Source organism: Micromonospora sp. HUAS YX12, from assembly GCF_040215685.1.
Lineage (GTDB): Bacteria > Actinomycetota > Actinomycetes > Mycobacteriales > Micromonosporaceae > Micromonospora > Micromonospora tulbaghiae.
The window spans coordinates 5748447-5772311 of sequence record NZ_CP157974.1; the positions used below are offsets into that span (position 1 = coordinate 5748447).

Consider the following 23865-nt stretch of genomic DNA (forward strand, 5'->3'; position numbering starts at 1 on the left):
GCAGGGGAAGGGTCAGGCCCGCCGCCCGCCGACACCGGCGGGCTGGCTAAACGAACGCCGTGGCGCGTTCATGACGAGGCGGACTCCCCTGCTCTGTCGTGCGTGACCCTGGGGGCACGCAGTGCTCTGGCGGAAGAATACAGGCAGACGGCCGCCGCCGCAGCCAGGTTCAGGCTCTCCGCGCGCCCGTGCAGCGGCACCCGGACCCGGGCGTCGGCCGCACCGGTCAGCTCCTCGGGCAGGCCGTGCGCCTCCGAGCCGAACAGCCACGCGGTGGGTGTGGCCAGCCGGCCCGCGTCGGCGAGGTCGTCCAGGTCGCTGTCGCCGTACCCGGTGGTGGCGAAGATCGTGAGACCGGCGGCCCGCAGCGCCTCGACGGCGGCGAGCGGGTCGGCGGCGCGCACCACGTCGACGTGGAAGAGGCTGCCGGCGGAGGCCCGCACGCACTTGCCGTTGTAGGGGTCGACCGCCTCGCCGGCGAAGACCACCGCGCCGGCGCCCGCCGCGTCGGCGGTGCGCAGCACGGTGCCGGCGTTGCCCGGGTCGCGGATCCCGGCGAGCACCGCGACCAGTCGCGGCCCGCGCGCCACGGCCTGCTCCAGGGGTACGTCGAGGTGCCGGCAGACCGCCACCAGGCCCTGCGGGGCCACGGTCTCGGTGAGCGCGGCGAGCGCGTCGTCGGTCACCTCGGAGACCGGTACGTCGGCGCGGGCGGCTGCGGCCGCGAGGTCGGCGTACCGGTCGAGCGCCGCCGGGGTGCCGAACAGCTCGACCACGGTGCCGGCGCGGGCGAGCGCCTCCCGGACCGCCTGCGGCCCCTCGGCCAGGAACCGGCCGGCCTGGTCGCGGTCGCGCCGGCGCTGCAACCGGCGGGCCGCCACGACCCTCGGGGTACGCGGGGTGAACGGTCCGGGAACGGCGTCGAGGCGCCTCCCCTGCGACTGTGACTGCATGGGAGACGCCTCGATCTGCCGTACGGGGTGGGTCAGGCGGCCTGAGCCGCGGCGCCACCGGTGCCCTCGGCCGCCACGGCGGCGCGGGCCAGCTCGACGATCGCCGCGAACGCGGCGGCGTCGTTGACGGCCATGTCGGCCAGGATCTTCCGGTCGACCTCGATGCCGGCCAGGCGCAGGCCCTGGATCAGCCGGTTGTAGGTCAGGCCGTTGGCCCGGGCGCCGGCGTTGATCCGCTGGATCCAGAGCTGCCGGAAGTCGCCCTTGCGGTCGCGACGGTCCCGGTAGGAGTACTGCATCGAGTGCAGCACCTGCTCCTTGGCCTTGCGGTACAGCCGGGAGCGCTGACCGCGGTAACCGCTCGCGGTCTCCAGCAGGGTACGACGCTTCTTCTGGGCGTTCACAGCCCGCTTGACGCGTGCCATCTCAACTCCTTCTTCGGTTCAGGTGGCTCGCGTCAGCGGCCGAGCAGCTTCTTGATGCGCTTGATGTCGGCCTTGGCCAGCTCGACGGTGCCGGTCAGCCGACGGGTCTGGGTGCTGGGCTTCTTCTCCAGGTTGTGGCGAAGGCCGGCCTGCTGGGCAACGATCTTGCCCTTGCCGGTCACCTTGACCCGCTTGCCCATACCCGTGTGGCTCTTCATCTTCGGCATTGGAACGTCTTCTCCCCTGTTACTGGCCGCTGGTCTCAGCGGTCGTGCCGGTCTCACCGGCTGCTGCGGTCTCGCCGGCCGCCGGGGTCTCGCCGGCCGGAGCGGCCGGTTCCTCCGCTGCCCGGTCGCGCGGTCCACCGCGGGACGCCGTGGCGGCGACCGCGGAGGCCTTGACGGCCCGGTGCGGAGCGAGAACCATGATCATGTTTCGGCCGTCCTGCTTCGGCGCGGCCTCGACGTATCCCAGGTCCGTGATCTCGGACTCGAGCCGGCGCAGGAGCCGGTAGCCCAGCTCCGGGCGGCTCTGCTCCCGACCGCGGAACATGATCGTCACCTTGACCTTGTCGCCCGCCTTGAGGAACCGCACCACGTGACCCTTCTTGGTCTCGTAGTCGTGCGGGTCGATCTTCGGCCGGAGCTTCATCTCCTTGATGACGGTCTGCTGCTGGTTACGCCGCGCTTCGCGCGCCTTCAGTGCGCTCTCGTACTTGAACTTGCCGAAGTCCATGAGCTTGCACACCGGCGGGCGCGCCATCGGCGCAACCTCGACCAGGTCCAGGTCGACGTCCGCGGCCAGCTGCAGGGCGCGCTCCAGCGGGACGATGCCCACCTGCTCACCCTCAGGACCGACCAGTCGGACCTCACGTGCCCGGATCTGCTCGTTCACGCGTGGTTCGACGCTGATGGGGCCTCCTCGAGTCGAGTCTCCTACGGTGCCGACTCCGTGGGCTCCCGGGTGGGAGCCGACCCGGAAAGCAGAAGGCCCCGGCGTATGCCAGGGCCCACTCGACCGGTCGGCACGATCATAGGATCGCGCATCCGGCGTCGGGACGTGCCCGAAACCGGGGGACCGGACCCGGCCACCGTGGCGGCGACTCGGGTGGGAGCGGGCGCTCCGCTTCTCGACCGCCCGCGCGTCAGGGACGGGGGCAGTCTGGTCGACTCCGCAACACTACACCCTCGGCCCAGGCCCGCCCAAACCGGGCTCGCTGGTCAGCGGGGTGCCGACTGGCCGGCGGACAGCGCCGCCAGGTGCGCCTGGTGCAGGCGGCGCAGCGCGCGGACCGCCTCGACGGCGCTCTCCTTGTCGGCGGCCTGCAGCGCGACCATCGGCAGCAGGTCGTCGTCGTGCAGCTCCAGGCTGGCCCACGGGGCGCCCCGGTCGAACCGGACACCGCGGACGACCTCCCACGGCAGCTCGTACGAGCTGGTCACGTTGCGCACCCGTACGCCCTTGGCGTCGGCGATCACGCGGGGGCGGGTGAACAGCAGGAAGCCGAGCGCGCCGAAGACCCCCAGGCCGATCATGGCGAACTGGTCGCCGCGCTGGAACGTGCCGTAGCCGTTGCCGGTGGCACCGGTCAGCGACGTCGCGACGAGGCTGAACACCACGATCAGCGTGACGGCCGACACCCAGCAGACGACCCGGACACGGCGGGGTCGCACGGTCACCACGGAATCGCTCACCCGACCAGTCTGCCATCCGGTTCGCGCGCGCCTTCGGCCGCCACACGGTCCGGGCCGCGCCGGCGCAGCCCGGTGACCACCACTGCCAGCAGCGTCAGCAGGGCGCCGGCCAGCACCGGGAGCCGGACACCGGGGCCGCCGGGCAGCGCCAGGTCCAGCAGCAGCGCGCCGCCGAGCTGCCCGGCCACCAGCGCCAGGCCGGTACGCAGCACCCCGGCGGCGCGTACCCCGACCAGCAGGGAGAGCACGATGCCGACGCCGAGCAGGCCGCCGAGGTAGAGCCACCACTGGGCAGGCCAGCGGGGCTGGCTCGCGAGCGCGCCGGTGAGCGCCGCGACCGCGCCGATCACCACGGTGCTGACCGCGAAGTTGACGGCGAGGCCGGCGGCCGGGCCGGCCGAGGCGGCGACCCGGCCGTTGAGCGCGGACTGCCCGGCCACCGCCAGCCCGCCCAGGACGCAGAGCAGCACCAGCCCGACCGCGAGGTCACCGACCGGGCGGCCGAGCTGGGCGAGGGCCACCGCGCCGACACCGAGCACCGCCCCGCCGACGCGGGGCAGGGTGAGCGGCATCCGCCCGGTGGCGGCCAGCCCGGCCCGGTCCACCGCCAGGCCGCCGAGGCTGCCGCCGGCCACCTGGGCGATGGTGAACACCGCCACCCCGAGCACCGGCACCACCACCGGCGCGACCAGCACGATCACCGCGCCGCCCACCCCGCCCAGGTATGCCCACCAGGGCAGCCCGGAGCGGCGCAGCCCGGCCAGCCCGGCACGCATCGAGGGCAGCGCCACGATCCCGGCCAGCACCAGCAGGCAGCCGCCGAGGTTGTTGACCACCGCGCCGAGGACCGGGGCACCGGTCCGCTCCCCCATCTCGGCGTTGACCGCGCCCTGGGCGGCCGAGGCCACGCCGCCCAGCACGACCACCGCGAGCGCGGCCGGGAGCGGCAGCGGCCTCACAGCCGGCAGGCGTGGATGTTGGTGACCAGGATCGCGCGGGCGCCCAGCTCGTACAGCTCGTCCATGATCCGGTGGACGTCGTCGCGGAGCACCATCGCCTGCACCGCCACCCAGCCCTCCCGGTGCAGCGGCGAGACCGTCGGCGACTCGATGCCCGGGGTCAGCGAGCTGGCCCGGTCGAGCAGGCCGGCCGGCACGTCGTAGGCGAGCATCACGTACCGGCGGGCGACCAGGACGCCGTGCAGCCGGCGCTGCAACTGCTCCTGCTGGGCGCCGCCGGGCGTACCGGCGCGGCGGACCAGCACCGCCGAGGAGCGCAGCAGCGGCTCGCCGAAGACCACCAGGCCGGCCTGGCGCAGCGTCGCGCCGGTCTCCACCACGTCGGCGACCACGTCGGCCACGCCCAGGCGGATGGCGTTCTCCACCGCGCCGTCCAGGCGGATCACGTCGGCCTTGACGCCCAGCTCGGCCAGGTGTCGCTCGACCAGACCGGGGTACGCGGTGGCGATGCGGTGCCCGCCGAGCTGCTGGACGGAGGCGACGTCGTCGGGCCGGGCGGCGAACCGGAACGTGGCCCGCCCGAAGTTGAGGTCCACGATCTCCTCGGCCGGCGCGCCGGAGTCGATCAGCAGGTCGCGGCCGGTGATGCCGACGTCCAGGTCACCGGAGCCGACGTAGGTGGCGATGTCCTTGGGACGCAGGTAGAAGAACTCGATGTCGTTCTGCTCGTCCCGGCAGACCAGGTCCTTCGGGTCGGTGCGCTGGCGGTAGCCCGCCTCGCGCAGCATCCCGGCGGCCGACTCGGCCAGGGCGCCCTTGTTGGGTACTGCGACACGCAGCATGGGAGTGCTCCTTCGTTCGATCGGATGATCAGCGGACGGGCACTCACAGATGTCGGTAGACGTCCTTCAGTTCCAGGCCGGTGGCGAGCATCAGCACCTGCGCCTGGTAGAGCAGCTGGGAGATCTCCTCGGCGGCCCGCTCCGGACCCTCGTGCTCGGCGGCCATCCACGACTCGGCCGCCTCCTCGACGACCTTCTTGCCGATGAAGTGCACGCCCTTGGCGAGCGCCTCGACCGTGCCCGAGCCCGGGGTGCCGGCGGCGGCCTTGGCCTGCAGCTCGGCGAACAACTCCTCGAACGTCTTCACGGAAGGCGATTCTTCCAGCCGCCCCGGGTGAGCGCGCCCACCGGGTCCACCCGCGTCGTCCGGCTCACCCGGGGAGCGCGGCAAGGAAGTCCCGGACCGCGGTGGCGAACTCGGCGGGGCGGGCGGCCGGCACCGCGTGCCCGCCTTCGACGACGACCAGGCGGGCGGCGGGGATCCGGGCCGCCATCCGCGCCAGCTCGTGCTGCGGGAGGTGGCTGGCGGGACCGCCGGCCACCACCAGGGTCGGCGCGGTGATCTCCGCCAACCCCTCCCACCAGGTGGGCGGCGGGGCGTTGAGTTCGGCGACGAACGCTTCGCGGGCGGCCCAGTCGTAGGGCAGCGGTCCGTCCGGCCGGGGTGGCAGCCGCAGGCCGAGCGGCACCGGTGGCGGAGGTTCGACGAGCACCAGCGCCGCCACCCGATCCGGATACGCGCGGGCGAGCAGGTGGGCCGCCGCCGCCCCCGAGGAGTGCCCCAGCACCGTGACCCGGGGGAGCTCCAGCGCGTCGAGCAGCCCTCGCACGTCGTCGCGGACCAGTTCCAGCGAGTACGCCGAGGCCGGCCCGGTGGCGCCGTAGCCGCGCAGGTCGGGGGCGTACGTGCGGGTGGTGGCGCCGAGCGCCGCCGCGAGCGCGGCCCAGCTCTCCCCCGATCCCGTGCCGCCGTGCAGTGCCACGAGCGGGCGGCCGCCGGCCCGGCCCCAGCTCCGGTACGCCATCCGCAGCCCTGGCAGGTCCGCGTACCCGATCTCCGTCACCGCAGCAGTCAACCACGGCACGTCGAGGATTCTTTCAAAGCACTTCTTTCGAAAGAATCCTTTTCAAAGTAGTCTTTCGATATGACCGAGCAACATCCTCGCGAGATCACCGACGTGGAGACGCTCCGCGCGTTCGCCCACCCCCTGCGCCTGCGCATCCTCAACGCCGTCGGCCTGTACGGCCCGCTGACCGCCACCGAGGTGGCCGAGCGGGTCGACGAGAGCCCGGCCAACTGCTCCTGGCACCTGCGCCAGCTCGCCAAGTACGGCTTCGTCACCGAGGCGGGCGGAGGGACCGGCCGGCAGCGTCCCTGGCGGATGGTCACCGACGGGCACCGATGGGGCGACGGCGACGAGAGCCCCGAACTGGCCCGGGCCGGCGACGCCGCCGCCCGGGTGCTGCTCGATCTGGAGTACCGCAAGCTCTGGGACTGGATGGCGGCCCGCCGGCAGGAGCCCGCCGAATGGCGGGACGCCGGCTTCTTCAACCAGTTCATCGGCTGGTACACCGCCGAGGAACTGGCCGGGCTCCGCGACGAGCTCCGAGCGCTGTTCGCCCGCCACCTCGACCGGCTGGAGGATCCGGCCGCTCGACCACCCGGGTCCCGCCCGGTCCGCCTGATGGCGTGGGGCGTACCGGAGGTGGAGCGGTGAGGGGCCTGCTGCGCCGGCCCGACTTCCGGCTGTTCTTCGCCGCACTGACCGTGAGCCTGGTCGCCGAGTCGGTGCTGCTGCTGGCACTGGCGGTGTGGGTGAAGCAGATGACCGGCTCGGACGGGCTGGCCGGTGCCACCTTCGTGGCCCTGACCGCGCCGATGGTGCTCGCGCCGCTGGTCGGCTGGGTGGTCGACCGAGTGCCCCGGCAGAGGCTGTTCGTGCTGCTCAACGCCGGCACTGCCGTATTGCTGCTGCCGCTGCTCACCGTGCACGACGACAGCCGGCTCTGGGTGGTCTACACAGTCGCCGCCGGATACGGCCTGTCCTACCTCGCGCTGGGCGCGACGGTCACCGCGCTCGTGCAGGAACTGGTCCCCGGCGCGCTGCTACCCGACGCGAACGGCGCGACGCAGACCGTCAAGCAGGGCCTTCGGCTGGCCGGTCCGCTGCTCGGCGCCGGCCTGTTCGTGGTGCTCGGCGGCCCGGCGCTGGCCGGGGCCTGCGCCGTCGGTTTCATCCTGGCCGCGGTGGCCGGACTGGGGCTGCGACCGGCGCCGGTCGAGGGGGACGGCGGCGGCGACGCGCACCCGGGCCGGGTTCCGGCGGGCACGGCCCACGGCGGACGCGGCGAACTGGTCGCCGGCATCCGTCACCTGCTCGGCGAGCCGGCGCTGCGTCGCGCCCTGGTGGCGACCGTGGCCGCGTCGGTCGGCCTGGGGTTCGGCGAGACGCTCTGGTTCGCGTACGTCGACCAGGGGCTCGGGCGGGAGCCGGCCTTCCTCGGTGTGCTGGTGTCGTTGCAGGGTGTCGGCGGCCTGGTCGGCGGCGTCGCCTCGGCGGCACTGGTCCGCCGTCTCGGCGAGCTGGGCGCGATGGCGCTCGCGGTGTCCTGCGTCGCGCTGGCCAGCGTGGCACTGACCCGCCCGGCCCTCGGGCTGGCCGTGGCGGCGAGCGTCCTGATCGGGCTGGGCCTGCCGGTCGCCATGGTGGCGGTCATGACGCTTGTGCAGCGGCGTACCGCGCCGGAGCTGGTCGGACGGGCCTCGGCCGCGCTGGACGCGGTGGCCGGCGGTCCCCAGGCGGCGGCGATCGGCGCGGGCGCCCTGATGGTCGGCCTCGTCGACTACCGGCTGCTCTACGGCGCGATCGGAGCCGGACTGACGATTGCCGCCGCCTACCTGCTCACCGGCCGCCACCTCAGCACGCCGATAGCACCCGCCCTCCCCGGACACCCCTCCCCCGCACTCCTGCCCGGCGGCACACAGCGTCCCGCCGCGCGTCGATCATGAAGTTGGCGGCAACCGCCGTCCCTTCTGTCCCCGTCAACTTCATGATCGACGGAGTGGTGGGGAGGGGGCGCGCTCCTGGGGTGATCGGTGGGTCAGGCGAAGCCGACGCGGTGGGCGGAGCCGGCGTCCAGCGCGCGGACGGCCAGGGCGGCGTCCAGCGCGGCCACCGTCGCCGCCCAGCCCTTGTCCTCGGCCGAGCCGGGCAGCCCGGCCCGGTCCCGGGCCTGCTCGATGGTGTCCACGGTGAGCACCCCGTGCGCCACCGGCTTGCCCTCGTCCAGCGCCACCCGGGTCAGCCCCTCGGTGACCGACTGGCAGACGTAGTCGAAGTGCGCTGTCGCGCCGCGTACCACCACGCCGAGCGCGACGACCACGTCGAAACGGCGGGCCATCGCCTGGGCCACCACCGGCAGCTCCACCGAGCCGGCCACCCGGGCCACCACGGCCCGCGCCCCGCACGCCTGCGCGGCGGCCACCGCGCGCTCGGTCATGTGGTCGGTCAGGTCGCCGTGCCACCGGGCGGCCACCACGCCGACCGTCATCCCGGCGGCGTCCACCGCGGTCACGCCCGGCTCGCCGAAACCCGCCATCGCCCTACGCTCCGATCTCGTCACCGGCGACCGGGCGGCCCATCGGCGCCTCGGTCACCTCGTCCAGTCCGTCCAGCAGGTGACCCATCCGGTCCCGCTTGGTGCGCAGGTAGCGCACGTTCTCCGGGTTGGACCGCACGGGCAGCCCCTCCCGGCCGGTCACGGTGAGGCCGTACCCCTCCAGCCCGGCCCGCTTGGCCGGGTTGTTGGTCAGCAGCCGCATCGACCGGACACCCAGGTCGTAGAGGATCTGCGCGCCGGTGCCGTAGTCGCGGGCGTCGGCCGGCAGACCCAGGTCGAGGTTCGCGTCCACGGTGTCGCGGCCCTGGTCCTGGAGCTGGTACGCCTGGAGCTTGTGCAGCAGGCCGATGCCCCGGCCCTCGTGCCCGCGCACGTAGAGGACCACGCCGCGCCCCTCCGCGGCGACCCGGGCCAGCGCGGCCTGCAACTGCGGCCCGCAGTCGCAGCGCAGCGAGCCGAACACGTCGCCGGTGAGGCACTCGGAGTGCACCCGGACCAGCACGTCCCGCCCGTCGCCGAGGTCGCCCATGACCAGCGCGACGTGCTCGGCCGGGTCGTGCTCGGCGCGGTAGCCGAGCGCCCGGAACACGCCGTACGGGGTGGGCATCCGGGCCTCGGCGGCCAGCTCGACCTGCTTCTCGGTACGCCGCCGGTAGGCGATCAGGTCCGCGATGGTGACCAGGGTCAGGCCGTGCTCGGCGCAGAACTTCTCCAGGTCGGGCAGGCGCATCATGGTGCCGTCGTCGTTCACCAGCTCGCAGAGCACCCCGGCCGGGCGCAGCCCGGCCAGCCGGGTCAGGTCCACCGCCGCCTCGGTGTGCCCGGGGCGGCGCAGCACCCCGCCGGCACGGGCGCGCAGCGGCACCACGTGACCGGGCCGGGCCAGGTCGGTCGAGTCGGTGGCGGCGTCGGCGAGCAGCCGGATGGTGTGCGACCGGTCGGCAGCCGAGATGCCGGTGCTGACGCCCTCCCGGGCGTCCACCGTCACCGTGTACGCGGTGCCCCGCCGGTCCTGGTTGGTGTGGTGCATCGGCGGCAGGTCCAGCCGGTCGCACTCGTCCTCGGTCAGCGGCACGCAGATGAAGCCGGAGGTGTGGCGGACCATGAACGCGACCAGCTCCGGCGTGGCCAGCTCGGCCGCGAAGATCAGGTCGCCCTCGTTCTCCCGGTCCTCGTCGTCGACGACGACCACCGGACGCCCGGCGGCGATGTCCGCCACCGCCTGCTCGATCGAACCGAACGTGCTCATGCCACGGCCTCCGAGTACGTCGCCGGGATCGGGGCGGGCGCGGTCGCGACGGCCCGGGAGGTGCGCCACCAGCTGTACAGGCCGGCCGCGCAGAACGCGCCGTAGACCAGGTACATGGCGGCCGACGGGTAGAAGCCGCCGCGCAGTAGCAGCGGTACGCCGACCGCGTCGACGGCGATCCAGATCAGCCAGAACTCCACCCAGCCGCGGGCCATGCCGTAGGTGGCGAGCAGGCTGCCGACCAGGATCCAGGCGTCCGGCAGCGGCCCCCACGAGCCCAGCGCGGCGAGCACCGGGTACGCGGCGGCGGTGCCGACGGCGGCGGCCACGAGCAGGCCGAGCCGCTCCGGCCAGGTGGCCCAGCGCGGCACCACGGCCGGCTCGTCCCCGCCACCGGCGCGCCGGTTGCGCGACCAGCGCCACCAGCCGTACACGCTGACGGCGAAGAAGAAGACCTGCCGGCCGGCCTGGCCGTAGAGGTCGTGCGCCTGCGGGGTGACGAAGACGCCGCCGAGGAACACGGTGAGCAGCAGCGCGTTGCCGATCATGCCGACCGGCCAGGCCCAGACCACCCGGCGCAGCCCGAGCAGCGCCGAGGCGAGCCCGAAGACGTTGCCGACGATCTCCCGGACCAGCACCGGCGAGCCGGCCACGTGCACCTGGGCGTCGAGCAGCCAGCCGAGCGGGCCCATCACCGGGCACCCCCCGCGCTCCGGTCGCCGAGCAGCCGCTCGACGTACTTGGCCAGCACGTCCACCTCCAGGTTGACCGGGTCGCCGATCTGCTTCGTGCCGAGCACGGTGAGCTTGAGCGTGGTCGGGATCAGGCCGACCGAGAACCAGTCGTCGCCCGCCTCGGCGACGGTCAGGGACACGCCGTCGACGGTGATCGAGCCCTTCTCCACCACGTAGCGGGCCAGCCCGGCGGGCAGCCGGAACCGCACGGTCTCCCACTGCGCCGCGGGCTCCCGGGCGACGATCTCGCCGACGCCGTCGACGTGGCCCTGCACCAGGTGCCCGCCCAGGCGGCTGTTGAGCGCGGCGGCCCGTTCCAGGTTGACCGGGTCGCCGGGGCGCAGCGCGCCGAGCGCGGTGCGGCGCAGCGTCTCGCCCATCACGTCGGCGGTGAACACGCCGCCGTCGACGTCGACCACGGTGAGGCAGACGCCGTTGACGGCGATCGAGTCGCCGTGCCGGGCGTCCGAGGTGACGAGCGGGCCGCGGATGGCGACCAGCGCGGAGTCGTCGCCGGTCTCGGTGCTCCGGACGATCTCGCCCAGTTCCTCGACGATGCCGGTGAACATGTCAGCTCTCCCTCTTCCGGGGCAGCGCGGTGATCCGCAGGTCGGGACCGACCCGCGTAACGTCGGTTATCTCCAGATCGATGGCGTCGGCGATGGTGCTCACGCCGGCGTCGAGCAGCGCGGTCGGGCCGGCGCCGAGCAGCTTCGGCGCGACGTACCCGACGATCCGGTCGACCAGGCCGGCGGCGAGGAACGCGCCGGCCAGGGTGGGCCCGCCCTCCAGCAGCGCGGCCCGCACGCCCCGGTGGTGCAGCTCCGCGAGCAGCGCCGGCAGGTCGACCCGGCCGTCCGGGCCGGCGCCGACCTCCGCGGCGGTGGCCACCCAGGTGCGGGCGGCGCCGTCGCGGACCCGGGCGCCGGCCGGGGTACGCCCCGCGCTGTCCACCACGACCCGCAGCGGCTGCCGGATGGCGAGCGTGCCGTCGCGCAGGTTGCGGGCGGTCAGCCGGGGGTCGTCGGTGAGCACGGTGCCCACTCCGGCGAGCACCGCGTCGACGGTGCCGCGCAGCGCGTGCACGTCGATCCGGGCCGCCTCGGAGGTGATCCACATACTGGTGCCGTCGGCGGCGGCGGAGCGCCCGTCGAGCGTGGCCGCGTACTTCCAGATCACGTACGGCCAGCCGCGGCGCATCGAGGTGAGCCAGGCCACGTTGCCGGCCTCGGCCTCCTGCGCGCGTACCCCCAGGGCGACCTGGACCCCGGCGGCGCGCAGCGTGGCCGCGCCGCCGGAGGCGACCGGGTTGGGGTCGGGCACCGCGATCACCACCCGGGCCACCCCGGCGGCGATGAGCGCGTGGCTGCAGGGGCCGGTGCGGCCGGTGTGGTCGCAGGGTTCCAGGGTGACCACCGCGGTGCCGCCGCGGGCGCGCGTGCCGGCCTGTGCCAGCGCGACGATCTCCGCGTGCGGGCCGCCGGCGTACGCGTGGAAGCCCTCGCCGACGACCTCGCCGTCGGCGTCGAGCAGCACACAGCCGACCACCGGGTTGGGGCTCGTGGCGCCGAGGCCGCGCGCGGCCAGTTCGATGGCACGACGCATCGCCTCGTCGACGGAGACGCTCGCCATGGCCGCCTGTCCTCCCGCTCGCCGGTCGCGCGCGGGCGGGTTCGGGAGGAACGGCCACGAAAGCCGCGGACACGCGGCGGCGGAGAACCCGGGGACGGCGACGCCGACCCCGGGGAGCCCACGCGGCGGCTGAGGGTGCTCAGCGGCCGGCAGGGGCCTCCCCCGTTCCGCGCGCTGTCTCCCATCCGGACTTTCTGGGGGCGGACGAGCCGCACCCCAACCGTCGGCCCCGGATTCTCACCAGGTCCACCGTCCGGCCGAAGCCGTCCGGGTCGCGGGCTTACCACGGTCGGACCGTGGATCACCGCCGGTTCGGAATTTCACCGAGCCCCGCCAGCGCGTGGTGGGTACACGGGAAGTCTTACACGTTCCGCCCGGGCGCGCGCCACAGAGGCGAGCTACCTCACAGGGCCGGTCAGGTGACGCCGCGCCGGCGGTCCACCGCCACGTACGAGCCGGGCTGGCTCTTGGCCACCGTCTTCATCTCCGACGCCACCGCGATCGCCTCCAGCGGGTCGGTGAACCGCTTGCCGGAATCGGACAGCGACACGCCGATGGAGAGCGTGACGAGCGCGGCGCGGCGGATGTTGCCGCGCCGGTCCTTCAGTTCGACGAAGCCGCGTTCCCGGTCGGTGGGGTCGTAGAGCGCGTCCGCGGCCTTCTCGAAGTCGACGACGGCCCGGCTGGTCAGCGGCCGGACCTGGCTGGGCGCGCAGACGATGACGAAGTCGTCGCCGCCGACGTGGCCGAGGAACGCCGGCGGCAACCCGATCGACACCACCGCCCGGTGCAGACTGCGGGCCAGCGCCGAGATGAACTCGTCGCCGCGCACGAAGCCGTACCGGTCGTTGACGCTCTTGAACCGGTCGATGTCGATGTAGCCGACGGCGTAGTCGACGCCGTTGCGTACCCGGTCGCTGATCTCCCGCCGGATCCGGCTGTTGCCGGGCAGCCCGGTCAGCGGCGAGACCTCCCGGAACTCCTTGTTGCGCCGCAGCGTGGAGTTGACCCGCGCCACCAGCTCCAGCGTGTCGAACGGCTTGACCAGGTAGTCGTCCGCGCCGACGCTGAGCCCGTTCACCTTGTCCTGGGTCATCCCCTTGGCGGTGAGCATGATCACCGGCAGCGCCGAGGTCATCGGGTCGGCGCGCAGCCGGCGGGTCAGTTCCAGCCCGTCGATGCGGGGCATCATCAGGTCGACCACCGCCAGGTCGGGCCGCTGCCGCTCGATGATCTCCAACGCCTCCTGGCCGTCGGCGGCGTGCAGCACCTCGAAGCCGTGCAGGCGCAGGTTGAACTCGACGAAACGGGCGATGTCCTCGTCGTCGTCGACGACGAGGATCACGTCGGGTCGATCGTCGGCCGGTTCCATCTCAGGCGCCGGTCATCGCGCGTTCCGCCAGGCCCCGCAGGCGGCGTACCGCCTCCGCGGGATCGTCGGCGCCGTAGACCGCGGTGCCCGCGACGAACGCGTCGGCGCCGGCCGCGGCGGCCTGCTCGATGGTGTCCGCGGCGATGCCGCCGTCGACCTCGATGCGCAGCTCCAGGTGCCCGCTGTCGACGTGCCGGCGGGCCGCGCGCACCTTGTCCAGCAGTTGCGGCAGGAAGCGCTGACCGCCGAAGCCGGCCTTGATCGTCATGATCAGCAGCGTGTCGAAGCTCGGCAGCAGTTCCAGGTACGGCTCGATCGGGGTGTCCCGGTCGATCGCCAGCCCCGCCTTCGCCCCGGCCGAGCGCAGGTCCTTCGCCAGCGCCACCGGGTCGTCGCACGCCTCGGCGTGGAACGTGACGTTGTACGCTCCGGCGTCGGCGTACCCGGGCGCCCAGCGGCGCGGGTCCTCGATCATCAGGTGCACGTCGAACGGGATCCCGGTGACGGCGCGCAGGCTCTGCACCACCGGCAGCCCGATGGTCAGGTTGGGCACGAAGTGGTTGTCCATGACGTCGACGTGCAGCCAGTCGGCGGCGGGCTCCACGGCACGGACCTCGTCGGCGAGGCGGGCGAAATCGGCGGCCAGGATGCTCGGCGCGACGATCGGCGGCGGTACGGTCACCGGGCCAGTGTACGAACGCGGTGACCCGGAGGTCGCGGCACGTCTCCCGGAGTGACAGGTGGTGATTCCCCGTTCACCGCCGGTGCACCGCCGGGCCGTCCGGAGAGAAAATCGGCACGAATAGTCTTCGGTGACTGGCCGATCGATTGAAAGATGACGAAACTCCTACAGGGACGGTCACGTATGCTGCACGCCCGGGCGCGGGGGAAGCCGGTCGGGCCTGTGGCGACCGGCTGTCATCTCTCCCGGAAGGGGCGGACGATGCGACGGTGGCTCCACGTGCTCGCGCTGGCCGGCGCCGCGACTGCGGTGCTCGCGGGATGCGCTCAGACGCACCGGGCCGACGGCGACCTGATCGACGACTGGGCGGCGCTGCCGGTGCCGCAGCTGTTCGTCCCGGCGACCGAGGCGTGCCTGCCCCGGCTGAGCACTGTGGTGGCCGCCGCCACGTACGAGACGGTGAACTGCGCGGGCAGCCACCTGGCCGAGACCGTGCACGTCGGCCGGTTCAGCGGGCCGGCGGCGCAGGGCGCACGCCCGGAACCCGGTTCACCGGCGCTGCGGACCGCGCGCGCCGAGTGCGACCAGCGGGCCCGGGAGATGATCGGCGGGGACTGGCACGCCGCCCGGCTGACCCTGAACATCGCGCTGCCCACTGTCACCGCCTGGACGTCCGGGGCCCGGTGGTTCCGCTGCGACCTGGCCGAGACCGACAGCATCGACAACACCCGCCCGGTCAACCGGGTCGGCAGCCTGCGGGGCGCGCTCGTCGGCGACAACCCGCTGGTCCACAGGTGCTTCGACCCGAAGCTGATCGGCCAGAACCTGAACTACATGGCCCCGGTGCTGTGCACCGAACCGCACCGGGCCGAGTTCGTCGGCGTGTACGAGGAACGCGACATGAGCTGGGCGGAGTTCACCCGGGGCGCGCCCGCCACGCACCGGCGTTGCATGACGCTCATCGCCGCGTTCGCCGAGGTGCCGGACAACGCCGAGCTGCCGTACCGGGCCGGGTCCATCTTCTACCCGCCGTCGCAGCGGGAGTGGGAGGAGGGCGACCGGGGCGTGCGCTGTTTCCTGTGGAGTGACGACCGCAAGCTGAACCGCTCGGTGCGCGGCGCCGGACCCGAGGGCCTCCCGGTCACCTGATCGGCTGCCGTATGCTGCACCGCCGAGGCGTACCGGTCGACCGGGCGGCGCCGGATGCGCGGGGGAGGTCGGTCGGGATGCGGCGATGGCGGGTGGCGGTCACCGTGGGCGCGGCGCTGGCGCTGGCGCTCGGCGGCTGTGCCGCGCCGGCCGGAGTGGACCGCGACCTGATCGACGACTGGCCGGCGTTCGCCGCGCCGGCCGGTTTCGTGCCGCAGAGCGGGGCCTGTCATCCCACAGTCGCCGACGTCGGCTACCTGAGCGGCTACCAGCCGGTCGACTGCGCGACCCCGCACCGCACCGAGACGCTGCACGTGGGCACGATGACCGGCGCGGAGGCGGAGCGTTCCGCGCCGCCGCGTACCGGCTCGGCCGGGATGCGCGCCGCGCACGCCGACTGCGCCCGGCAGGTCACCCGGGCCGTCGGCGCGGACTGGCGCGGCGGGCGGCTGCGCCTGGCGGTGGTGTTCCCCTCGGCGCTCGCCTGGTCCGGCGGCGCCCGCTGGTACCGCTGCGACGTCGCCGAGATCACCGATCTGGACGAGGGCGCCGTCACCCAGCGCACCGGCAGCCTGCGGGGCGCGTTGAAGCCCGGCTCGAAGCTCGCGCTCGGCTGTTTCAACCCGAAGCTGAGCAAGGACGAGGTGCAGTCGATGCGGCCGGTGGCCTGCACCTCCCGGCACCACGCCGAGTTCGTCGGCGTCTACCAGGCGCCGGACATCACCTACGCGGAGTTCGAACGCACGCCGCTGCGCACGCACAAGGCGTGCCGCGGCCTGATCGCCAAGTACGCGAAGCTGCCGAACGACGGCAACATGCAGTACCGGGCCGGCACCATCATCTACCACCCGTTCGAGGAGCAGTGGCGCGACGGCGACCGGGGCGTGCAGTGCTTCCTGTGGGTCTCCGAGCGTTCGCTGACCCGGTCGGTCAAGGGCGCGGGCGCCAAGGCGCTGCCGATCACCTGAGACCCGGGCGGGGCGGGCCGGCGCCCACCCCGCCCGGGACCACTCAGCCGACCTGCAGCGTCACGTCGTCCACGACGAAGCTGGTCTGCAACGAGGAGTCCTCGACCCCGGTCCACTTCAGCGTGACCGTCTGACCGGCGTACGCGGCCAGGTTGAAGGTGCGCTGGGTGTAGCCGGTGGCCTTGTTCAGGTTCGAGTACGTGGCCAGCGTGGTCGAACCGGCCTGCACGGTCAGCTTGTCGTACGCGGTCGAGCTGGTCGTCTCGGCCGTGTCGATGTGCAGCCAGAACGAGAACGTGTAGCTGCTGCACCCGGCCGGCAGCGTGACCGACTGGGACAGCGTGTCGGTACGCGAGGTGCCGTACCCGTTCATCCACGCCTTGTACGACCCGGTGCGGGCCGCCTGGCTGGAGCTGTTGGTGATCACGCCGGAGCTGGCCGTCCACGGCGTGGTGCCGGACTCGAAGCTGCTGTTGCCGATGAGCTGCGCGCCGGTGCAGCCGCCGCTCCCGCCGGTCACGGTGAGCGTGTAGCCGGCGGTGCGGGTGGCCGAGCCGGTGCCGGTCACGGTGAGCGTGAACGTGCCGGTGGTGGCCGTCGACGAAGCGGTGACGGTCATGGTGGCCGAGCCGCCCGAGGTGACCGACGACGGGCTGAAGCTCACCGAGACGCCGCTCGGGGCGCCGCTGGCGGACAGCGCCACGGTCTGGGCGCTGCCGGCGGTGGTGGCGGTGCTGACCGTGGCGGTGGTGGAGCCGCCCCGGGCGACGCTGCCGGAGGTGGGGCTCACCGAGACGGAGAAGTCGTTGGACGGCGTGCCGCCGCCGACCGCGAGCTGCCAGATCGCGTACGCGACGCCGTCCGCGGCCCGGTTGAGGATGGTCGTGTTTATGTTGCTGGTGTTGTCGCAGGAGCGGTGGTAGCACCCGTCGTACGCCGCGCCCGCGGTGCCGCCCCACTTACTGGCCTGCGCCGAGCTCTTGGTGTAGCTGGCGCCCGCCGCGTACCCGGAGGTCTGGATGCCGGCGTTGGCGAACGAGTAGTCGTCCGAGCGGCCCTGCCCCTCGGTGTTCTCCTCCGGCGAGATGCCGAACGAGTCCCAGTACGCCTTCAGCGGCGCGGCGGTGGCCGAGGTGATCCGGTTGATGAAGTAGCCGCCGTTGGGCGAGGCCACCATGTCGAAGTTGTAGTAGCCCTTGATGTAGCCGCGCTGGGTGGAGCTGAGCTGGTTGACGTAGTGCTTGGAGCCCTGCAGGCCCTGCTCCTCGCCGTTCCACCAGGCGAACCGGACCCGCTTGGTCATGGTCGGGTTCTGCGCGGCCAGCACCAGCGCGTTCTCCAGCAGCACCGACGAGCCGGAGGCGTTGTCGTTGATGCCGGGGCCCGCGGAGACGCCGTCCAGGTGGGCGCCGAACATGACGACCTGGTCGGAGGGGCCCTGCGGCCACTCGGCGATCAGGTTGTTGCCGGGGTAGGTGCAGGTGGAGCAGTTCTGCTCGGTGACCGTGTAGCCGGCGGCCTGGAGCTTGCCCTTGACGTAGTTGACCGACGCCGTGTAGCCGGCCGAGCCGGAGCGCCGGTTGCCGCCGTTGCTGGTGGCGATGGAGTTGAACTGGGTGAGGTGGGCCTGGATGTTGCTCAGGGAGACGTCCGGCGCGGCGAGGGCGGCGACGGCCGGGGCGGGGGCCGGAGCGGGCGCGGCGGAGGCGGTGCCGGCCAGGCTCGCCGTCGTCAGGGTGGCGACGAGGGCGAGCGCGAGGCTCGTGGTCGGCGTTCTGCGTCTCATGGAGACTCCTCGTGGGGGTTCGGCGGGCGGGGGTGCCGGGACCGGTGGTCGAAACAGTTACATGCATCGATCAAACAGTCAACGGGCTGTCACATCCCACCGGCCCCCTCTCCCCACCGGGATGCCGCACACGCTCCGTCCCTCCCCATTTCTCCGCATGACGATCAAGGAGTTCGTGTCCGGGCACGGCGGCCCCCGGGGACACGAACTCCTTGATCGACTGCGAGAGGGTGGGTCAGACCCGGCGGAGGACCGCCAGGAACATGGCGTCGGTGCCGTGGCGGTGCGGCCAGAGCTGCACCGTGGGGCCGTCACCCAGCCCCGGCATACCGGCCGGCAGCAGCGGCCGCGCGTCGACGAAGTCGACGCCGAAGCCGCTCCGCCGGGCCGCCTCGGTCACCGTCACGTGCGTCTCCACCACGTGCGGCGAGCACGTCACGTACGCGACCAGGCCACCCGGCCGGGCCGCCCGCAACGCGGCGGTGAGCAGTTCCCGCTGCAACCGGGTCAGCGGCGGCAGGTCCGACGGCTGGCGGCGCCACCGCGACTCCGGGCGGCGGCGCAGCGCGCCCAGCCCGGTGCACGGCGCGTCCACGAGTACCCGGTCGAAGTGCTCCTCCGGCAGCTTCGGGTCGCTGCCCACGCTGCGCCCGTCGGTGTTCAGCACCGTCACCGGCAGCCCGCGGGTGGCCAGTTCGACCAGCCGCGCCCGGTGCTCGGCCACCTCGACCGCGGTGAGCCGGGCACCACGGATCGCGGCGAGCGCGCCGAGCAGGCCGGACTTGCCGCCCGGACCGGCGCACAGGTCCAGCCACCGGCCGTCCGGGCCGTCCAGCGGAGCCGCCGCCAGCGCGTCCGCCACCAGCTGGGAACCCTCGTCCTGCACGTGCGCACGCCCGTCGGCCACCGCCGACAGGTCACCCGGCGCGCCGCCCGGAAGGTAGACCGCGTACGGCGAGAACGCGCCGGGCGCGCCGCCCACCTCGTCGGCGAGCGCCACCGGATCGGCCAGACCCGGCCGGGCGCACAGGTGCACCGGCGGGCGCTCGTTGTCCTCGATGAGCAGCCGGGTCGTCTCGCCCATGTCGCCGCCGAGCGCCTCGGCGAACGACCGCACGATCCACTGCGGATGGCTGTACGCCAGCGCGAGGTGCCCGATCGGGTCCGTCTCCTCCACCGGGGCGAGCTTGGCCACCCAGGCGTCGGCGTCGCGGGTGGTGATCTCCCGCAGCACCGCGTTGGCGAACCCGGTGGCGCCCGGCCCCACCGACCGGACCAGGTCCACCGTCGACGACACCGCGGCGTGCGCGGGCACCCGGGTGTGCAGGATCTGGTACGCCCCGAGCCGCAGCGCGTCGCGCACCGGCGGGTCGATGCGTTGCACGTCCCGCCCGGCCGCGTCGGTGACGATCGCGTCGAGCGTGCCGGTGTGCCGCAGCGTGCCGTAGGTCAGTTCGGTGGCGAAGGCGGCGTCCCGGCCGGTCAGCCCGGCCTCGCGCAGCATCGCCGGGAGCACCAGGTTGGCGTACGCGTCGTCGCGGTGCACCGCCGCGATCGCCTCGTACGCGATCTGCCGGGGCAGGTCCACCGCCGGACGGACCGGACGGCGCCCACCGCGCCGGTCCCCACCGAACCGGTCGCCGCCGGATCGGTCCCCGCCACGCCGGTCGGCGCTGGGCCGGTCTCCGCCACGCCGGTCGGCACGCTCACGGTCCCCGCCGAACCGGTCGCCGGCACGCCGGTCCGCGGCAGGCCGGTCGGCCCGCTGCCGGTCGCCGCGCTCACGGTCGCCGAACCGGTCCTCGCCCCGTCGCTCGGCGGCGGGCCGGTCGGCGTGCTCACGCGCGTACCCCCGGGGACGCTCGCCCTCGGCGGGCCGGTCCGGGCGCGACGGCCCCGTCACGCGAACACCTCGCCGGCGGTCACCCGGGCGCCGCGCGCCCAGTCGCCGGCGGGCATGGCCTTCTTGCCGGCGGCGCGCACCTCGCCGAGGCGCACCGGCGTGGTGGCGGTGCCGACGAGCACGCCGGACTTCTCCACGTGCAGCTCCCCCGGCTTCAGATCCGGGCCGTCGGGCAGCGGGGTGACCGGGCCGAGCTTGACCCGTTCGTCGCGGAACGTGGTCCACGGGCCGGGCGCGGGCGTGCAGGCGCGGATGCGCCGGTCCACCGCGAAGGCGGGGTCGCCCCAGCGGACCCGGGCGTCCTCGACGGTGAGCTTCGGGGCGAGCGACACGCCGTCGGCGGGCTGCGGCACGGCCCGGGCAGTCCCGGCGTCGATCGCGTCGAGGACGGCGACCAGCAGCCCGGCGCCGGAGTGCGCGAGCCGTTCCAGCAGGTCACCGGAGGTGTCGGTGGGACGGATCTCGTCGGTGACGGTGCCGTAGACCGGGCCGGTGTCCAGCCCCTCCTCCAGCTCGAACACGCTGGCCCCGGTCAGCTCGTCGCCGTGCAGCACGGCGTGCTGCACCGGCGCGGCGCCGCGCCAGGCGGGCAGCAGCGAGAAGTGCAGGTTGATCCAGCCGTGCCGGGGGATCTCCAGCGCCGCCGGCGGCACCAGCGCGCCGTAGGCGACCACCGGTACGCAGTCCGGCGCCAGCTCGCGCAGCCGGTCGAGGAACTCCGGCTCACGCGGGCGGGCCGGGGTGAGCACCTCGACGCCGTGCGCGTCGGCCCACGCGCCGACCGGCGAGCGGACCAGTCCCCGCCCCCGGCCGGCCGGGGCGTCGGGGCGGGTGACCACGGCGAGCAGCTCGTGCCCGGAGGCGGCGATCGCGTCCAGGGCCGGTACGGCGACAGCCGGCGTGCCGGCGAAGACCAGGCGCATCCGGGTCACCGCCCCAGGCCGAACGGGTTGCCGGCGGCGTGCGGGCTGAGCTTCACGGTGGGCGGCGCGGCCTGGTCGTACCACTCGGCCTGGCGGATCGCCTTCATGGCCTCCTTGCGGCCGGCCGGGTCGAGCCGATCGACGAAGAGGACCCCGTCGAGGTGGTCGGTCTCGTGCTGCACGCAGCGGGCCATCAGGCCGGTGCCGACGATCTGCAACGGGTCGCCGTAGCCGTTGAAGCCCCTGGCGATCACGTTCTGCCGGCGCTTGGTGTCGAAGTAGAGCCCGGGGATGGACAGGCAGCCCTCCGGGCCGTCCTGCTCCTCGGAGTCCGGGAACTCCAGCACCGGGTTGACCAGGTGACCGAGGACGTCGTCGACGTCGAAGGTGAACACCCGCAGGCCCACCCCGAGCTGCGGCGCGGCCAGGCCGGCGCCGCTCTGCTCGCGCATCGTGTCGGTCAGGTCGGCGATCAGCTTGCGCAGCTCGGCGTCGAAGTCGACGACCGGGTCGGCCGGCGTGCGCAGCACCGGATCGCCGAACAGACGGATGGGCTGGACGGTCACTCGGCGTGGCTCCTTGTCTGGGTCGAACGATGCGCGTCCAGTCTACGGAGTCGGCCCGGCCGCCCCGGGTCGCGTACCGGGAACGGTGACCGGGGCCGCCTCCCGCCCCACGGTCACCGGCAGCGTGGCGTGACCACGCAGGGTGAGCCGGACCCGCCGCTCGGGCCGGCCCGCCACGGCCAGCCCGGGCAGCCGGCGCAGCAGCAGCGGGAACGCCACCTGCGCCTCCAGCCGGGCCAGCGCCGCGCCGAGGCAGTAGTGCGGCCCGGCGCCGAAGGACAGCGGCGCGATCTGCGCCCGCCACGGGTCGAAGCGGCCCGGATCCGGATAGCGGCGGGGATCGCGGTTGGCCGCGCCGAGCAGCACGATGACCCAGCTCTCCGGCGGCAGGTCGACGTCGCCGTAGCGGGACGGCGCGGTGCTCATCCGCGAGGTGAGCTGCACCGGCGAGTCGTAGCGCAGCAGCTCGTCGACGTAGGCGGGCGCGAGGTCGGGCCGCTCGCGCAGCGCCGCCGCGGCGCGCGGACGGTCCAGCAGCGCCACCAGGCCGTTGCCGAGCAGGTTGGTGGTGGTCTCGAAACCGGCCACCAGCAGCACGATCAGGTTGGCCAGCAGCTCGTCGCCGGAGAGCCGGTCACCGCCGTCGTGGGCCTGGACCAGCGCGGTGGTGAGGTCGTCGGCCGGGGCCCGGCGGCGGGCCGCCACCAGTTCGGTGAAGTAGCTCCGCAGCTCGGCCGCGCCCCGGTCGGCCACCGCCAGCTCGTCGGCGGTGATCTCCGGTTCGAGCACGCCGGTCAGGTCGGTGGCCCAGCGCCGGAACAACGGCCGGTCCGCCGCCGGCACGCCGAGCAGCGCGCAGATCACGCCGACCGGCAGGGGGTACGCGAACGCGGCCATGAAGTCGACCGGCCCGTCGGCGGCGAGCATCCCGTCGACCAGCTCGTCGGCCTGCGCCCGCACCACGTCCCGCATGGCGGCGATCCGGCGCGGGGTGAACGCGCCCGCGGCCAGCCGCCGCATCCGGCTGTGGTCGGGCGGGTTGGTGCGCAGCATCGACCGGGAGATCGACAGCACCGCCGGGCTCTCCCGCCAGCCGGGCATGAACTGGTCACGCAGCACGTCGTCCATCACACCGAACCGGGCGTCGCGCAGGATCGCGTCGGCCTCCGCGTACCCGGTGACCACGTAGAAGACCGGCCCGGCCTGGACCACCGGACCGTGCGCCCGCAGCCGCTCGTACGTCGGATAGGGGTCGAGACGGCCCTCGGGGGACATCAGCAGCGCGAGCGCGTCGGTCGGATCCACGATTCCGCCTCCCCAGGCATCGGAGGCCTTCATCATGCTCCGGCGCGCCGGATCGGGTGAACCCGTGACGGCGAGGTGGCGGTGTCCCGCGCGGTCAGGCGCCGGCGCCCGGCTCCCCGGCGAGCACCGGGCCGCCGTCGAGCAGCGCGTGCTCCGGCAGCGGCAGCGTGATGCCGTGCGCGTCCTCCCAGTCGTGGATCAGCCCCGGGCGGGCCTGCGCGGTGAAGAAGTCGACAGCGCTGATCCCGCCGACCACCGGCTCGTCCACCTCGGCGACCAGCCGGGCCGGGACCATCGGCAGCCCGGCGCGCACCGCCGCGCTGAGCCGCCGGTGCCCGTCCACGACGAAGAAGTACTCGCCGGTGTAGCCGATGCTCAGCGGCTCCGGCTCGTCGCCGCTGCCGGCCGCCTCGGCGGCGGCGCCGGAGTCCCAGAGGCCGCGCAGCGTCGACACGTCCTCGGTGGGGTACACCCGGGTCGGGTCGAGCAGCAGCAACGGCTGGCCGGCGCGCAGCACGTCCGCGCCCAGGCGGCCCTCGTAGACGTCGATGATGTGCTGGATGACCTGCTCCGGGTTGGCCCGGGTGGTGTCGCAGACCAGGTCGTAGTTGCGCAGGCGGGCCTTGTCGACGCCGTACCGGACGATGAACCGGCCGCGCTCGCTCTCGCTGCGCTCGCGCAGCTTGGCCCGCGCCTCCTCCAGCGAGGTGTAGCTCTCGGCCGGGCCGGACGGACGGGCCAGCACGCGCCGGGCCGCCTCGGTCGGCTCGGTGATCATGTGCACCTTGAGCGCGTCGGTGAAGAAGTGCCAGGCCAGGCGGGAGTCCATGACCAGGGACTCGCCGGAGGCGGCGATGTCGCGCTGGAGCTGGTCGACGTAGCCGTCGACGGCCTGGTCCAGCTCGGCGTGCAGGTTGAGCTGGAGAGCGGTCATCTGCCGCTCCTGGGCCATCTGGCGGTAGAGGTCGCCGACGCTGACCCGGCGCAGCCCGAGCCGCTTGGCGATCTCGACCGAGACGGTGCTCTTGCCACTGCCGAGGTCACCGTTGAAGACGATCGACTGACGAACGGTCACGACTGGTCCACCCCTGCTCACCGGCTG

General features: G+C 73.9%; 25 protein-coding genes, 1 pseudogene and 1 riboswitch. Of the genes and pseudogenes, 4 read left to right on the top strand and 22 right to left on the bottom strand.

From position 1 onward, the window contains the following. Positions 1–68 precede the first annotated feature (68 nt). From ABIH81_RS27290 to ABIH81_RS27330, 9 genes are all read right to left on the bottom strand, one after another. A complete protein-coding gene (locus tag ABIH81_RS27290) occupies positions 69–953 on the bottom strand; it encodes an RNA methyltransferase (protein ID WP_349877774.1) in 885 nt (294 codons plus the stop codon). Between the two features lie 32 nt (positions 954–985). Further along, a complete protein-coding gene (gene rplT / locus ABIH81_RS27295; protein WP_013285541.1) occupies positions 986–1378 on the bottom strand; it encodes a 50S ribosomal protein L20 in 393 nt (130 codons plus the stop codon). A 32-nt stretch (positions 1379–1410) separates the two neighbouring features. After that, positions 1411–1605, bottom strand: a complete 195-nt coding sequence (gene rpmI, locus ABIH81_RS27300) for a 50S ribosomal protein L35 (protein ID WP_184684674.1) — start codon at positions 1603–1605, stop codon at positions 1411–1413. 19 nt (positions 1606–1624) lie between these two features. Continuing rightward, the gene (gene infC / locus ABIH81_RS27305) at positions 1625–2272 is read right to left on the bottom strand and encodes a translation initiation factor IF-3 (RefSeq protein ID WP_013285540.1); all 648 of its coding nucleotides are present in this window, start codon (positions 2270–2272) and stop codon (positions 1625–1627) included. A 326-nt stretch (positions 2273–2598) separates the two neighbouring features. Next, on the bottom strand, positions 2599–3072 hold the full coding sequence (locus ABIH81_RS27310) for a PH domain-containing protein (RefSeq protein WP_349877775.1): 474 nt from the start codon (positions 3070–3072) through the stop codon (positions 2599–2601). Further along, on the bottom strand, positions 3069–4031 hold the full coding sequence (locus tag ABIH81_RS27315) for a DMT family transporter (protein ID WP_349877776.1): 963 nt from the start codon (positions 4029–4031) through the stop codon (positions 3069–3071). The genes ABIH81_RS27310 and ABIH81_RS27315 overlap by 4 nt, the downstream gene beginning before the upstream one ends. After that, complete coding sequence (gene hisG, locus ABIH81_RS27320; RefSeq protein WP_349877777.1) at positions 4028–4873, bottom strand: ATP phosphoribosyltransferase; 846 nt, start codon at positions 4871–4873, stop codon at positions 4028–4030. The genes ABIH81_RS27315 and hisG overlap by 4 nt, the downstream gene beginning before the upstream one ends. 43 nt (positions 4874–4916) lie before the next feature. Beyond that, a complete protein-coding gene (locus ABIH81_RS27325; protein WP_198039659.1) occupies positions 4917–5198 on the bottom strand; it encodes a phosphoribosyl-ATP diphosphatase in 282 nt (93 codons plus the stop codon). 46 nt (positions 5199–5244) lie between these two features. Continuing rightward, positions 5245–5937: an alpha/beta hydrolase gene (locus ABIH81_RS27330; protein ID WP_349877778.1), complete on the bottom strand. Its 693-nt coding sequence runs from the start codon at positions 5935–5937 to the stop codon at positions 5245–5247. An 81-nt stretch (positions 5938–6018) separates the two neighbouring features. Here ABIH81_RS27330 and ABIH81_RS27335 point away from each other — a divergent pair. Together ABIH81_RS27335 and ABIH81_RS27340 are read left to right on the top strand one after the other, a co-directional pair. Then, positions 6019–6156, top strand: a pseudogene (locus ABIH81_RS27335) (ArsR family transcriptional regulator); the annotation flags it as partial. A gap of 245 nt (positions 6157–6401) precedes the next feature. Further along, positions 6402–7883 (top strand): MFS transporter, encoded by a 1482-nt coding sequence (locus ABIH81_RS27340; protein ID WP_349877779.1) that lies wholly within the window; start codon positions 6402–6404, stop codon positions 7881–7883. 92 nt (positions 7884–7975) lie between these two features. On the opposite strand, the gene ribH is transcribed toward ABIH81_RS27340, so the two are convergent. From ribH to rpe, 7 genes are all read right to left on the bottom strand, one after another. Then, positions 7976–8473: a 6,7-dimethyl-8-ribityllumazine synthase gene (gene ribH, locus ABIH81_RS27345; protein WP_128137818.1), complete on the bottom strand. Its 498-nt coding sequence runs from the start codon at positions 8471–8473 to the stop codon at positions 7976–7978. 4 nt (positions 8474–8477) lie between these two features. Then, positions 8478–9743 carry a bifunctional 3,4-dihydroxy-2-butanone-4-phosphate synthase/GTP cyclohydrolase II gene (locus tag ABIH81_RS27350; RefSeq protein WP_349877780.1) on the bottom strand — a complete coding sequence of 422 codons (1266 nt, stop codon included), beginning with the start codon at positions 9741–9743 and terminating at the stop codon, positions 8478–8480. Further along, complete coding sequence (pnuC, locus tag ABIH81_RS27355) at positions 9740–10435, bottom strand: nicotinamide riboside transporter PnuC (RefSeq protein WP_349877781.1); 696 nt, start codon at positions 10433–10435, stop codon at positions 9740–9742. Before pnuC ends, ABIH81_RS27350 begins: the two co-directional genes overlap by 4 nt. Further along, the gene (locus tag ABIH81_RS27360) at positions 10435–11046 is read right to left on the bottom strand and encodes a riboflavin synthase (RefSeq protein ID WP_349877782.1); all 612 of its coding nucleotides are present in this window, start codon (positions 11044–11046) and stop codon (positions 10435–10437) included. The genes pnuC and ABIH81_RS27360 overlap by 1 nt, the downstream gene beginning before the upstream one ends. 1 nt (position 11047) lies before the next feature. Next, complete coding sequence (gene ribD / locus ABIH81_RS27365; protein ID WP_349877783.1) at positions 11048–12109, bottom strand: bifunctional diaminohydroxyphosphoribosylaminopyrimidine deaminase/5-amino-6-(5-phosphoribosylamino)uracil reductase RibD; 1062 nt, start codon at positions 12107–12109, stop codon at positions 11048–11050. A gap of 169 nt (positions 12110–12278) precedes the next feature. Next, positions 12279–12451: riboswitch (FMN riboswitch) on the bottom strand. A 73-nt stretch (positions 12452–12524) separates the two neighbouring features. After that, positions 12525–13481 carry a response regulator gene (locus ABIH81_RS27370; protein WP_349877784.1) on the bottom strand — a complete coding sequence of 319 codons (957 nt, stop codon included), beginning with the start codon at positions 13479–13481 and terminating at the stop codon, positions 12525–12527. Position 13482: 1 nt separating this feature from the next. Beyond that, the gene (gene rpe, locus ABIH81_RS27375; protein WP_128137820.1) at positions 13483–14163 is read right to left on the bottom strand and encodes a ribulose-phosphate 3-epimerase; all 681 of its coding nucleotides are present in this window, start codon (positions 14161–14163) and stop codon (positions 13483–13485) included. A gap of 261 nt (positions 14164–14424) precedes the next feature. On the opposite strand from rpe, the gene ABIH81_RS27380 reads away from it, so the two are divergent. Both ABIH81_RS27380 and ABIH81_RS27385 read left to right on the top strand, forming a co-directional pair. After that, positions 14425–15312 (top strand): septum formation family protein, encoded by an 888-nt coding sequence (locus tag ABIH81_RS27380; RefSeq protein ID WP_349877785.1) that lies wholly within the window; start codon positions 14425–14427, stop codon positions 15310–15312. A gap of 77 nt (positions 15313–15389) precedes the next feature. Beyond that, positions 15390–16280, top strand: a complete 891-nt coding sequence (locus ABIH81_RS27385; protein WP_349877786.1) for a septum formation family protein — start codon at positions 15390–15392, stop codon at positions 16278–16280. Between the two features lie 43 nt (positions 16281–16323). Here the strand turns inward: ABIH81_RS27385 and ABIH81_RS27390 are convergent, their stop codons facing one another. The 6 genes from ABIH81_RS27390 to ABIH81_RS27415 all read right to left on the bottom strand — a co-directional run bounded on the left by ABIH81_RS27390 (position 16324) and on the right by ABIH81_RS27415 (position 23838). Next, positions 16324–18066, bottom strand: a complete 1743-nt coding sequence (locus ABIH81_RS27390) for a M28 family peptidase (RefSeq protein WP_349877787.1) — start codon at positions 18064–18066, stop codon at positions 16324–16326. 235 nt (positions 18067–18301) lie between these two features. Continuing rightward, the gene (locus ABIH81_RS27395) at positions 18302–19969 is read right to left on the bottom strand and encodes a transcription antitermination factor NusB (protein WP_349877788.1); all 1668 of its coding nucleotides are present in this window, start codon (positions 19967–19969) and stop codon (positions 18302–18304) included. Next, positions 19966–20892: a methionyl-tRNA formyltransferase gene (gene fmt, locus ABIH81_RS27400; protein WP_349881215.1), complete on the bottom strand. Its 927-nt coding sequence runs from the start codon at positions 20890–20892 to the stop codon at positions 19966–19968. The genes ABIH81_RS27395 and fmt overlap by 4 nt, the downstream gene beginning before the upstream one ends. 5 nt (positions 20893–20897) lie before the next feature. Further along, entirely contained in the window at positions 20898–21458 is a 561-nt protein-coding gene (def, locus tag ABIH81_RS27405) for a peptide deformylase (RefSeq protein WP_349877789.1), read from the bottom strand. A gap of 42 nt (positions 21459–21500) precedes the next feature. Then, positions 21501–22763 carry a cytochrome P450 gene (locus tag ABIH81_RS27410; protein ID WP_349877790.1) on the bottom strand — a complete coding sequence of 421 codons (1263 nt, stop codon included), beginning with the start codon at positions 22761–22763 and terminating at the stop codon, positions 21501–21503. Positions 22764–22857: 94 nt separating this feature from the next. Further along, positions 22858–23838, bottom strand: a complete 981-nt coding sequence (locus tag ABIH81_RS27415) for an AAA family ATPase (RefSeq protein ID WP_349877791.1) — start codon at positions 23836–23838, stop codon at positions 22858–22860. Positions 23839–23865 lie beyond the last annotated feature (27 nt).

Bases quoted from the DNA above. Each gene is read 5' to 3' on its own strand.
- ABIH81_RS27290 (WP_349877774.1), bottom strand. From the start codon at position 953: ATGCAGTCACAGTCGCAGGGGAGGCGCCTCGACGCCGTTCCCGGACCG.
- rplT (WP_013285541.1), bottom strand. From the start codon at position 1,378: ATGGCACGCGTCAAGCGGGCTGTGAACGCCCAGAAGAAGCGTCGTACC.
- rpmI (WP_184684674.1), bottom strand. From the start codon at position 1,605: ATGCCGAAGATGAAGAGCCACACGGGTATGGGCAAGCGGGTCAAGGTG.
- hisG (WP_349877777.1), bottom strand. From the start codon at position 4,873: ATGCTGCGTGTCGCAGTACCCAACAAGGGCGCCCTGGCCGAGTCGGCC.
- ABIH81_RS27340 (WP_349877779.1), top strand. From the start codon at position 6,402: ATGGCGGGACGCCGGCTTCTTCAACCAGTTCATCGGCTGGTACACCGC.
- ribH (WP_128137818.1), bottom strand. From the start codon at position 8,473: ATGGCGGGTTTCGGCGAGCCGGGCGTGACCGCGGTGGACGCCGCCGGG.
- ABIH81_RS27350 (WP_349877780.1), bottom strand. From the start codon at position 9,743: ATGAGCACGTTCGGTTCGATCGAGCAGGCGGTGGCGGACATCGCCGCC.
- pnuC (WP_349877781.1), bottom strand. From the start codon at position 10,435: ATGGGCCCGCTCGGCTGGCTGCTCGACGCCCAGGTGCACGTGGCCGGC.
- ABIH81_RS27360 (WP_349877782.1), bottom strand. From the start codon at position 11,046: ATGTTCACCGGCATCGTCGAGGAACTGGGCGAGATCGTCCGGAGCACC.
- ribD (WP_349877783.1), bottom strand. From the start codon at position 12,109: ATGGCGAGCGTCTCCGTCGACGAGGCGATGCGTCGTGCCATCGAACTG.
- ABIH81_RS27370 (WP_349877784.1), bottom strand. From the start codon at position 13,481: ATGGAACCGGCCGACGATCGACCCGACGTGATCCTCGTCGTCGACGAC.
- ABIH81_RS27380 (WP_349877785.1), top strand. From the start codon at position 14,425: ATGCGACGGTGGCTCCACGTGCTCGCGCTGGCCGGCGCCGCGACTGCG.
- ABIH81_RS27385 (WP_349877786.1), top strand. From the start codon at position 15,390: ATGCGGCGATGGCGGGTGGCGGTCACCGTGGGCGCGGCGCTGGCGCTG.
- ABIH81_RS27390 (WP_349877787.1), bottom strand. From the start codon at position 18,066: ATGAGACGCAGAACGCCGACCACGAGCCTCGCGCTCGCCCTCGTCGCC.
- fmt (WP_349881215.1), bottom strand. From the start codon at position 20,892: ATGCGCCTGGTCTTCGCCGGCACGCCGGCTGTCGCCGTACCGGCCCTG.